The sequence below is a fragment of the Cytobacillus spartinae genome (assembly GCF_042865285.1).
Lineage (GTDB): Bacteria > Bacillota > Bacilli > Bacillales > Cytobacillaceae > Robertmurraya_A > Robertmurraya_A spartinae.
On sequence record NZ_JBIACK010000021.1, the window covers coordinates 1 to 11,513 of the forward strand.

Below are 11,513 nucleotides of genomic sequence, written 5' to 3' on the forward strand. Positions count from 1 at the left end.
AGCGAAAAAGTTTTTCTTTCAAATGCTTCACCTGGAAGAAAAAGTTTTTTGCCCCTTGAACCTCTAGCTCGTTTCTTAGTTTTCAATCGAAAGGGTTCGGGGTCCCATCGATTGAAAAGTTAGAAACTTTGCGTACATGCTACGATGCGGAAGGCAAAAGGGGAAAAGGAACAAAATAAAAAACCGGCCTAAGCCGGTTATCCATGTTTCTATTAATCTTTTCATCTTTTACACTCGTTCACTCGTAAAGAAATGCAATGGAACAAACAGGATGTTAGGTTGCGTTTTGTGCAGCCTTACAGCCCTGTTGGTCGCTTGGATTTTAGAGGGAAGCGAACATGTATGAGCCTGTTGGGACCTGTTCGGTACGATTAAGGGCCTTACAGGCTCAAAATGGCTGTGTCCCTAACATAGATTTTAAGGGTATTACCTACTTAGTGTTCGTTCTTCAAAGATCTCAATAATTACTCTTTCGGGTTGTTGGTTCACAATGGAATCTTTTATGACTTCACCAAGGTCTTTAGGATCTCTTACAGACTTAATAGAGGCATCTAGTAATGTTTTGGTATCAACTCTAGACCAATCCAGTTCATAACCGTTTTTCATAGCTAAGGTTCGTATAAATTCTCGTTGAGTTCTTCCATTTCCTTCCCGAAAAGGATGTAATATATTGATTTCCGACATGTAGTGAGCAGCCCGTTCAGAAAATTGTTCTACATCTAAATGTTTTAGCTGTTTTTCAGATTTAAGCTCTTTAAATAATTCTTTTGAGTAACTTTCAATATGCAAAGGAGAAGCAAAAGTCGTTGCCCCTTTACTAATTTGTTCATTCCGTATTTGGCCATTAAAGGGATAAATATCTTGGAAAAGATGTTTGTGGATCTCTTTAAGGTGCTTTAAATTAAAATCACCAGGTATGGGCTTATGATGAAGTTCTGCGAGGCGTTTAAGTGTGAAAATGCGTTCAGCTTTTTCTAACTTAGATAGATCCTGGATGTTGAGTTTATTAATTAATACTTCTGTTCCTGGATAACAATATTTAGAGTGATGTTGTTGATATTTACTCATTGATAAGGTCCATAACCTTTTGTTTAAATTCAGATTCAGTAATTTCCCCGTTCAAGCGCGCTTTCACCAAAGCTTCCTCGTTTTCTGTCACATGCAAACCTTCAACAGCAAGAGAAGCTTTTGCACTTCGTAACGATTTTTCCACTTGTTCCGATTTCATTCGTTTCTCCCTTTTTTTAGTGATAGATCTATTATTGAATTTATTAGGTAAAGTAGCCATTTAGGACAGCCTCCTTAAAATGATAATCGAGATTTTTTAAAATATACCTGAATTTAGAGTTTTTCCTTCGTTAAAGAAAGAATTGTTTGTTTTATAGAATTTCTTAACTTGCTATTTTTCCATAAGTATACGTGATTAAACAAGTTCTTTAACGATGTGAACGTATAAGATAAATAAAGTCTATCATTGTACCAATTGAACTGCTCAAAGAGTTCTGCTTTAACTTCTATATCGTTTTCAATTAGAATATAATCTTCAGTTTGGTGTTTATATAATTGAAGCTCATTAAGATCTTTAATAGCAACTACAACTTTGAATTTCCTCGGATTCGTTTCATTGTAATGTGTTTGAAAGAAACTTTTTAAATTTGGTTCATAGCCATGATCCAGTTTTGAAAGGTGAAACCAAACAAACTTCTTGCTTCTATCTTGAAACGGAAGATTTTTATTTCCTTTCGTTCCTGGATTAGCTTTCAATGTAATTCTTCCAGAAGTTTTATATAATTCTAAATCCTTTTCAGTCAGGTATGACGTATAATGAATCAAATTTCGTTCTAAATATTCCTGCTTGTTGATAGGGAGAAAGTCACTCAAAACACCTGAAAATTTTTCTTTGATTTCTACAAACAAGACATTCCCAAAGGGAACCATTAATAGTAAAAACACTAAAAGGTTCACAGAAAATATAAGCGCGTTTATTGGAGAAAAGCTATTTAAAATTAAAAATAAAGATGAAAAAAACATGATACTTCCCAATAAGATTAACGCAGGTATAAAATAACAAATCTCTCTAATGATTTTCAAAAATCTTTTATTCTTGATAGTAAACATCACCGATCACAACCCTTGTAAAAAATAAATGCTCTCTTACTTATTATAACGTATACAGGTATACAAAGCAACCAAAAAGAACTCCTTATCACTGTTTAGATAAGGAGCTACATATAACCGGAATCATCAAAGCTAGATAATCCTCCCCAACCCTTCTTAGGTTTACTAGTTTCATTATCAGCGTTTGGTTGTTTAGGGGGAATGCTCTCAGATTCTTCATGTTGATTCTCTTCTTCAGTGATTATCTCTTCTACCGTTTCTTCTAGTTCTTCTTCTAAAGGAGTGGAAGAATGTTCTTCTTGTTCAATTGTTGTGGCCACTTCAGAAAGCGTTTTGCTTTGTTCATCACTAAAAGAAGGTTCAGGACTAACCGTATTGGATTGTTCCTCTTTCAGTGGAAGCGTTTCTTTCTTGGTTACTTCTTGTGTCTCTATGACCTTTCCACTACCGATTGATTTCGTTTGTTGACCGATTTCATATGTCCTCGGCAAAATGGAAGCTATATCAACAGGACCAGCCTCTTGAAATAAATGATCCAACGCATATTCGAATAATAGTTGAATGTCGGACTGGCCATTAATCCAGTCCAACATTTCTTCAGGAAACCCCTTTTTCAAATAAAAAGTAGTGCGGTCTCCTTCTCTATAGATTTTACGTACTTTTTTAGCCATTATGAACACCTTGTGCCATTGCTTTTAACTCTTCAAAACGAGGTGAGCAAGTGTAAACAAGTAATCCTTTTGCATTTACGTACATTGGGTCCTTTAAGAAGAAAAGGTTTTTGTCACGCCCACGTTGTTTCAAGATTTGTTGTAGTTCATCTTTAACAACAGTAGCCCCTCCACCATAAATAAACACATACGGATCATCTTTCATATCATCAATCTTATTCATGATTTCTTTACTTAATTTCACAGCTAATTGACGTTGGTGGGCTTTGAATTTCACAGATACATCAGCATGTCTAGGATGTTCTGAATCGAAAAGAATTTCATTAAATTCTGCTAAACTATCAATCCCCTTACGAGGAAACTCTTTGTTCCATGTTTCAATGAATTTTAGGATGGTTTCTTTTGTTCCGTAATTTAAGCCTTTACTTAGAGTTGGTTTGAAATTTAAACCTTCTGTCACAACAATTTCAGTAGTACCGGCTCCGATATCAAAAGAAAGATTAGTAGTATCTAAGAAAGAAACGTTCTTTCTTACCCCATCTTCATCTTCGATTAAACGTTCAATTTGGTTTCCATCTTCATCAAATACAACACCCCATACGGCTGCTGCACCTTCAGGTAGGCACTTACAGAATTCAATCTTAATTTCAACTTCTACATTTCGCCCTGAAGGATGGTGGAATGTTACTGTGTGAGTGCCCATGTAACGTTGCTCATTTTTAGTAGCATTCTCTTTATTAATAAAAGCAATTGGAAGAGCTACAGATAAATCATAAGAAACACTAATTCGGTCTGATTCTGGATTCTCTTTCATCGCAGTTATTGCTAGTCCTGCAAGTGTTACGATAACAGGAATTTCATCTTTAGATTTATCGGATTTCTTTTCCATTTCAAGTGGTTCAAGACGGTCTTCAGAGACTTTATTCCCGACTATGTAACGTACACCTGAGAAAGTTAAAGCTTTTGACGTAATCGTGATATCTATATGGTCTTCTAACTTATCAACTGGAATATCATTTGCATCTAAAGTGTCTACCGAATCCCCTAGATACTCCGAATAAACAGAAGGGATCATCATTGGTTTATGTCCCTGAGCCCATAATTTTAAAGCGTTATTCCCACCATCTGCACCAGCTTTTTTAGCCATAAAAAATTCCTCCTAATGTTAAGAAATAGTATTCTCAAATTTTTCTCTAATTGTAAGAATTGATTTCCCTTCGTTTGTTAAATAGACAAAGAAACTTCTAGCATCTGAATCGTTTTGTTTCTCTTCTATAAGGGAAGCTCCATACAATTTAGCGTATTCAATTTCGAATTTCCTTCGAGATTTTTCACCTAATTTTTCATAGAGGTCTTTTTTTGCAAGTTTAGGTTGATCGTTTAAAATCTCTAGAAGTTGCCAACTAAATGTGTTTAAACGTTTGGATATGGCGACTAAAGAAACACCTTCCACTTAAATTTCCTCCCATCGATCAATCCTTTCCTCAATAGTAATACATTAACAAACATAATGTAACACTATTTAAGTAAAAAAATGAAATCTTTAACTATTTTTAGTATACATGTATACTAATGTATTTGCAAGTCATTTATTAAAGTTTATGAAAAATTATGAAAAGGTACTCACAAAAAGAAAATCTAGAACAGATTCTAGATTTAGAGATTGTATATCAATGGAATATTACTACCATCTATATTGTGCTTTAGTGCTTTTATATAGGAGTAAAAGTTACGATAGTTATCTATTTCATAGTAAGTCATATAATAGTCCGGTATGTATTTACGCCCCTTCTCAAAAGCTTCTAACTCATATTCTAATAAGAAAAAAAAGTAATGAGTGTTTAATTTCTTGATTTTGTTTTGTAATTCCTGAAGTTTCAATATTTCTTTACCAGGTAATAAAGGAGAAATATGATTGATTTCTTTTACTAAATTAGAATGTTGATTATTTAATCTCTTTAATCTATTTTTAAGTTTAAAAAAGGATTCAGTATACTGTATTTCAGAATGGCCTAATTCATGGGCTATAACAATTGATAAGGCTTCTATTGGATATAGGCCATTATAAATATACTGTTCATGACAATGTTGATATAAACTTGGTAAACATAATATTATTTTGTTCTCTTCAGGATTATATCCAGCAGAAAAGGTTAAAGTTTCATTAGTCGTCATCTCTGAAAATACCATTTCCAACTTTATCTCTGAATAAGACCACTCGTTAATAATTCTTGTTAAGTAGAATGCGAAATACTCGTTATTAAATAAAAAGTGTTCTATGATATCCTTCCTTTCAACAAGAAAGAATTCAGTCAAGACCTCATTATCGTTTTCTTTAATTCTTTTGATAGCAAACAGTTCTTTAACTGTACAGGGTGATATTACTTCGTTCGTATAAAATATATTTGTGACTTTTTTACCCAACGTATCTTTACGTTTATTTTTGCGTAAGTACTTATTCTTCACATTTATAGTCCCTTTGTCATAAACCCTTACACACAATCCTCGAATTCGCTTATTATTAAACATAAAAGATACTAATGAACCCTCTTTTAATACACCATTTAACAAAACCTTCTCCCTATTTGAAGATAGATTAGCTTTAGATGTTTGAATGAAATGGTATTTCAATAGCCTTTTTGGTATCTTAGGAGGAATTAATAAAGTCTTTACATCCATTTTTTCACACCCTATAAAGTATTTAGAATCATTATTTCCAATATTTATAGTCTTCAAAACAGGTGAAGATCCTCAATATAAAAAAAGGCACTAGCTTGGCTAGTACCTTACTCATTTTGACCTGTAAAGGAAAGTTCCATGATGTTTTCCAATGGTGTAATTATCACACCTTCTTGAACCTCTAATCTTAATTGTTTTTGACTTCCATCACTAAAGGTTAGTAATAAAGTATATACAGAAATATTGTTCTGTTGTGTCTTATTAGATATCTTCCCTTGGACAAAAGTTTTTCCCTGTTTTATACTTTTACCTACTTCTTGGGCATAGTTATATATAGCTGCTTCTGATATATCATGAGAATTTTCACTAGTCGTATCAGTACTAGAAAGTTCATCAAGATCTTTTGTAAGTTTGCTTGGTTCAAATAAGTATAAAAGAAAGGTATAGTCACTTCCCAATAATTCTTGAATAAACATAGAAACTGTCAAGTCATCTTGCTCATTCGGTGAAATAGTTTCAATTTGTGCAGCTTCTTCTGGTTTTTCTTTTCTTGATGTTTCCAGGGGCTTTATTTCAAAAAAGGAGAAACCGATAAATAATAAACATAATATAGAAAACAGTAGTGTAAGAGTTTTTTTATTCAAAGTACCCTCCATCTAGGGACGTATATTAGTAAAGAATCTTAAAGGATCTACAGGGTTTCCGTTCAATTTAATTTGAAAGTCTAAATGAACGGCATATGCGTTAGGGTCTAAATGAGTTCTAGTCCCTCCTGATCCACCCATTGTTCCTATCATTTGCCCCTTCTTTACAATTTGCCCGTTTTTAGCTGTAATCGAATGCAAATGAATATATCTTGATACAACACCCTTTCCATGATCCACAAAAACACTATTTCCCCCACCGGTTATTAATCCAGTATAAGACACTACACCATCAGCCATTGCCCAAACAGGGTCCCCTTTTACTCCTGGTTTGATTGCTCCTATATCAACTGCCCCATGCACTTGACCAAAACGAAATGCAGCTGTAGATATGAATGTATCAGTAATCCTAGTAGATTGTGTTGGCCAAGCCCAACCGTGAGCTCCTATTACACTAGGTGAATAGTTCCCCCCACCTTCACATCCAGGATCATCATAATAGGCAGATACCTTTAAGGCATGTTGAGGGTTTCCGGTAATTCCAAAAGTCGGAAGTAAGTATTCAGACGAATATTTCTCTGCTAATTCTAGCGTATAAGTTCCCCCATTCGCTTTAACCCAGGTAGCAAAGTAAGGACCAAAATTATAAGTTTGAATAGCTGTTAAAATGTCATAGTTTGATATTTCAAGAGCCTTACGAAATGTTTGAACACCAACAAAAATAGAGTATTCAGGGTCCGTAATTCCCCCAGGTTGTGTAGGATATTTTTTATTAAAATCAGACGATTCAGAGGATTGCATAGGATCTAATCCTTGCCCTTTAGACTCCTGCATCATCATTGCTTTCATAATTTCAACATATGGCTCCATGCCAAATTGTTTAGCATACTTTGTGATGGTTTCATGATAACTTTCTACTTGATTATTAACCTTAGCCTTTCCATTAGGTGACAATTCACCCACACATGCACCTGGAATTAATCCAATTGTAGAACCTCCACCAAGGCGTATAGACCATACTTGTTGTAACTCTAAAGCTGAATTAATAGTATTAGAATCAAGTCCATCAAGTTCTAATCGTTCCATTAATGAATAAATACTCGTATACGTTACAGTTGTACATTTTTCTTTTCCCTTTTTATCCTTTGTACAAGCCTCGTAAGAGCTTGTATAAGTAAATCTATTGGCTATCTTGCGTACCGTTGAAGAATTAACTTCATCTTCTTGTTTAATAAAGTGATATACCATCAGGTCTACTACCGGAACACCTGACTCAGTAGAGACTTCCATGAAAAGATTAATGTTATCTGAAGAGTAAGGTGGAACAGTTGGATCAGACATCATACTACACATTGGCAGTAAAAAGATTAATAAAAAAGGTAATACATAGAGCATTACCTTCTTTTTAAATAGAACAGCAAGAGGGATCTTTGGCCCGTTTGAACCTTTTTGATTATTTGCCATAATTCCCTCCTAAATAACTTCTAACTTTGCTGCTTGTTTTGGATCGATTATTTTAAGTTCATCTAAAGATGATTTGGTTTGCATTTCAATGCGCTTACCACTAGCAATATGAATACAACGTCCTTTTGATTTTTTCATTCCTAAGATTTTCAATTCTTTCTCTGAAAAACTCATAAACTTCTTTAATTCATCTATATCTTTTTCAGACATTCGCATAAAGGTTTTGATCGTTGCATTGTTTAAAATAGCCGAACCGTACTTACCAATACTTAAATAGTCGGCAACGTTTTGGGTAGCTACAGTTGCAAAACCACCATATTTACGAATACGTTTATACAGCTGGAATAAGAATTTCATAGTTTGTAAATTATCTTCATCTGCTAAAATATGAGCCTCATCTACAATAAAGCCTTTAGGTTCATCACGGTCAATTTTAATCTCTTCCCAAATTTCCTTTAAAAGAAGGTCATACATCGGCTTTTGAATATCTTCACTAAGTTCATGAATATCGAGAACGTTTATTTTACTATTTAAGTCCCAATTTGTTTGTCCATCGAACATTGAAGCATATACCCCATCTTCTGCACTTACATAAGGATTTAAAGTAGAGATTACATTATCCATAGTTCCTTTAAAGTTTGTCTGCAAATTCTTGTAAAGGTCTGATAAAGTTGGGAACTCTTTAGGTAAAACAGTAGATTCATAAGTAAGATTTGAAACATCCTTATAAATCTGTACTATGGCTTTTAGCAAATCAGCCTTTTCTCTAGGCGTAATGTCAGGAATAATCCACTTGAAAAAGGACATTAACTCCCCAATTTTTAAACGCAAATAACTTCCTACGTCATTTTTACCATCTTCATGTTCATCGTCAGAGTCAATAATGGTCGAACGAATATGAAACGGATTTGTTGTAAATTCACTACCAAGCTTAAAAACAATCCTGGTTGCATTAGGATAGAAATACTCTCTTTCAGGGTCTATTGCGAAGATACGCATAGCTTTACCAGAAGTACTTTCGCGTAACATGTCAAGTTTCAAATAAAAACTCTTACCTGATCCAGACTCCCCAAATACAACTTCATTTGGGTTATTAAACACATTATTATCGTATCGGTCATAAATGATAGGAGAATCTTTTTTAGCGTGAAATCCTTTTAATATTCCTGCATTATTTTGTAATTCAGAAGAATCAAAAGGTAGTATAGAAGCTAATGTAGATGACTGCATCGGCCAAGAAATCTGTCTTTCAAATTCATAATTAGAATAACAAATAGGTAATGTATACCACATCAATTGAGTACCCTTAAAAACGATTTTCTTAGAACGAAGTTTAGAAGAGCTTATAGCTGTTTCTAATCGTTTTTCGGCTGATTCTAACTCTTCTTTTGAGGATTCTCTAAGAGCTATTAAAAAGATGGATTCAAATAGATTTTCACTATCATTTTGCAATTCCTCCAAAAGTTCTTCTAATGAAGATAATTCTTTTTCATACTTTTTCTTAAACATTGGAGGGATTTTGCCGGATAACTTTTCCTCTAAGGCAGTAATTTTTCTAGATGTAGACTTCATAATTTCGGTTTTGTCTGTTGGTAAAATTGTTAATGAAAAATCTAAGTTCGCCCTTGTATTTAAAACCCTTTTCAACCAAGTTGGTTGAACTTCATCAGGGAAATAGCTAAAAGAATAAAAACTGTAATACCAATCATCCATAATTAAGTAAGAACCTTGGTCTTTAATTACATTCGGAGAAATACTTTGTATATTAATATCTTTTGAGTACGGCTGGGTTAAAGAAGTTTGAGGGTTAAGTTTTTCATATAACACCTTTTTAATTTCATCAGGAGATAATTGTCTTGTTCCCATTTCTCCAAACTCTAAATACTCAACAAACATTTGCCCTAAATCAGTTAATTCATCGTAAGCATCATTTAATTTCTTAAATTTACTTTCAACAACAAAATAAAAATTATGTACTGTTCTAGATGTACTAGACCGCATTTCTAAAAATTTCATCTTCTCTTCAATACGATCTAACGTGTAACTATCTTTAGCTGAAGAAGCCTTGTCTTTTAAATACATAAGATACTTAGTAACATCGATTCTTTCTGAAGATACTAATATCTGTGCTTTATGATCTAAGGCGTTACAACAATCTTGAATTGCTTGGATAGCTGTTTGAATATCTTCATCAGACAATAATTCCGAATTGATCGGGTCTGTAACTTTTAAAATTATTTTATACTTACCGTCTTTAGTCTCAATTATGTCCGTTATATCCTTAATAGGAATCTCTTGTTTCGGTATCTCTTGTTCTTTCTTTTTGAACGGTAATTTTAAGTCCAGAAGTCCTTTCACTTTCCTCACTCCATGTCGGGTAAATAATTTTCTCGCTAAAATAGATCCATTTAATTCTTTCTAAGAAAAGAGAAATATTTAATACACCCGTTTTTTCATCGGTTTGAAACATCACATGGCCAATTGCAGCTGAAAAAATACTACCTAATAATTTCACTTCAGTCTTAGGTATTATCAATAGAAAAAAGGCTACTAATATACTCACAGTTGGCAAATATAAAAGCCAACCCTTAAGTTCTAATCCCATAAAAGACATAGTTGATTTAACATTACGAGGAACTCTATATTTCATGAATTTTCCTCCTTTTCTAACGCATACGTGGCATCATAGCTTTATATACTGCAAAACGAGACGCACCTGAAACAGCACCACCAGCACCAGAGCTATAAATAAATTGCCTTAATATTTGTGGACCTCTTAGTGAAATGAATGCTGAAGCAATAGAACTAACTAATCCCCATGTCGTACCAGCACTACTCCATTGCACAATCCAGTAAGCTAAAAGAACATGAGCTACTTGAGTAAATACAATAGCTACCACCTCCGTCCAGTACGTTTGAAGCACACCTGAACGATTCACATATGTCGTTGAAACTATCGGTCCCATTATCAGAACAATAGCAAGCTCTATATAGCGTAATGCCCCCACAATAGCAAATACTAAAAACGATATTGCCCATACTAATGTCATAAATAACAAGTGCAATTGTACTAATGCCAGATCTCCATTAGCTGTATATTTATCTAAAATCTCATTCCCACCTAAATTAACATTAATCCCCAAATCAGTAATAGATTTAACAACCTGATTATTAATACTAATAAACATATATACAATTTTAGGTGTAGCAAATATTAACGCCATTGATATAGCTAAAGAGCCTATCATTTCAGCAAAGTTAGGTTCATTTTCCCCTGTAATATTGTCCTTAATCCCTTCCACCACACGCTTAATGAAGAAGAATATAGCTAAAGAACCACCAGCCCATTGTGCCCAATTAACAAACGTATTCAAATTAGGAACCTTAGATAGATTAGTCTGAGCTATTATAAATTCTCCCATATATTCAAATGCAGCAGTAGCAAAGGAAGTGGTCAGTTCACTAAACCACTCCCTTAAACCCTTTTTAAAATTAGCTACAGGATCTAATATAGAATCCAACCAACCAGCTGCATATGTAGAAGGTGAAAAAAACAATAAATTAATTAAAAAAATGAATCCTAGAAGAGTAAGAATCATCTTACCTCTTTTTCTAATAAAGACCATAAGTTCACCTTCAATTAATAAAAAATTCCCCAAAGCCAGTTACCAATCCACGTAGCACTTCCAGCTATTGCAGCACCAACTATAGATAACTTCATCTTATCTTTTATTTTCTTTACATCCATTGCATCATCTGTTTTTGTTAACATTAATCCACCAATAACAAACGTTAAAATAATTAGACCTGGAACCAAATAAAGCATCCATGTAGAAAGTTGGTCTAATACACTATCCAGTCCTGTAATAAAAGTAGGCATCTAAAATCCCCCCTCTCTCGTAATCTATTAATAGTATAGTGTATACATGTAAACAAA

Annotated in this window: 13 protein-coding genes; all 13 read right to left on the minus strand. The window is 33.6% G+C overall.

From position 1 onward, the window contains the following. Positions 1–426 precede the first annotated feature (426 nt). Entirely contained in the window at positions 427–1,068 is a 642-nt protein-coding gene (locus tag ACFYKX_RS25280) for a Fic/DOC family protein (RefSeq protein ID WP_389364800.1), read from the minus strand. Further along, complete coding sequence (locus tag ACFYKX_RS25285) at positions 1,061–1,288, minus strand: antitoxin VbhA family protein (protein WP_389364801.1); 228 nt, start codon at positions 1,286–1,288, stop codon at positions 1,061–1,063. The genes ACFYKX_RS25280 and ACFYKX_RS25285 overlap by 8 nt, the downstream gene beginning before the upstream one ends. A 53-nt stretch (positions 1,289–1,341) precedes the next feature. Beyond that, positions 1,342–2,121: a hypothetical protein gene (locus ACFYKX_RS25290; protein WP_389364803.1), complete on the minus strand. Its 780-nt coding sequence runs from the start codon at positions 2,119–2,121 to the stop codon at positions 1,342–1,344. A gap of 104 nt (positions 2,122–2,225) precedes the next feature. Next, the gene (locus ACFYKX_RS25295; protein ID WP_389364805.1) at positions 2,226–2,789 is read right to left on the minus strand and encodes a hypothetical protein; all 564 of its coding nucleotides are present in this window, start codon (positions 2,787–2,789) and stop codon (positions 2,226–2,228) included. Further along, positions 2,782–3,936, minus strand: a complete 1,155-nt coding sequence (locus ACFYKX_RS25300) for a ParM/StbA family protein (RefSeq protein WP_389364807.1) — start codon at positions 3,934–3,936, stop codon at positions 2,782–2,784. Before ACFYKX_RS25300 ends, ACFYKX_RS25295 begins: the two co-directional genes overlap by 8 nt. An 18-nt stretch (positions 3,937–3,954) precedes the next feature. Continuing rightward, positions 3,955–4,242: a hypothetical protein gene (locus tag ACFYKX_RS25305; protein WP_389364808.1), complete on the minus strand. Its 288-nt coding sequence runs from the start codon at positions 4,240–4,242 to the stop codon at positions 3,955–3,957. A gap of 203 nt (positions 4,243–4,445) precedes the next feature. Continuing rightward, positions 4,446–5,468, minus strand: a complete 1,023-nt coding sequence (locus tag ACFYKX_RS25310) for a hypothetical protein (protein WP_389364809.1) — start codon at positions 5,466–5,468, stop codon at positions 4,446–4,448. 107 nt (positions 5,469–5,575) lie between these two features. After that, positions 5,576–6,112 carry a hypothetical protein gene (locus ACFYKX_RS25315; protein ID WP_389364810.1) on the minus strand — a complete coding sequence of 179 codons (537 nt, stop codon included), beginning with the start codon at positions 6,110–6,112 and terminating at the stop codon, positions 5,576–5,578. Positions 6,113–6,124: 12 nt separating this feature from the next. Beyond that, the gene (locus ACFYKX_RS25320) at positions 6,125–7,576 is read right to left on the minus strand and encodes a lysozyme family protein (protein WP_389364811.1); all 1,452 of its coding nucleotides are present in this window, start codon (positions 7,574–7,576) and stop codon (positions 6,125–6,127) included. A 9-nt stretch (positions 7,577–7,585) separates the two neighbouring features. After that, complete coding sequence (locus ACFYKX_RS25325; protein ID WP_389364812.1) at positions 7,586–9,934, minus strand: VirB4 family type IV secretion system protein; 2,349 nt, start codon at positions 9,932–9,934, stop codon at positions 7,586–7,588. Continuing rightward, positions 9,858–10,226: a hypothetical protein gene (locus ACFYKX_RS25330; RefSeq protein ID WP_389364813.1), complete on the minus strand. Its 369-nt coding sequence runs from the start codon at positions 10,224–10,226 to the stop codon at positions 9,858–9,860. Before ACFYKX_RS25330 ends, ACFYKX_RS25325 begins: the two co-directional genes overlap by 77 nt. Before the next feature lie 16 nt (positions 10,227–10,242). Next, positions 10,243–11,202: a conjugal transfer protein TrbL family protein gene (locus ACFYKX_RS25335; protein ID WP_389364814.1), complete on the minus strand. Its 960-nt coding sequence runs from the start codon at positions 11,200–11,202 to the stop codon at positions 10,243–10,245. A 14-nt stretch (positions 11,203–11,216) separates the two neighbouring features. Beyond that, positions 11,217–11,456, minus strand: coding sequence for a hypothetical protein (locus tag ACFYKX_RS25340; RefSeq protein WP_389364815.1), 240 nt, complete (start codon positions 11,454–11,456; stop codon positions 11,217–11,219). Positions 11,457–11,513: the final 57 nt, after the last annotated feature.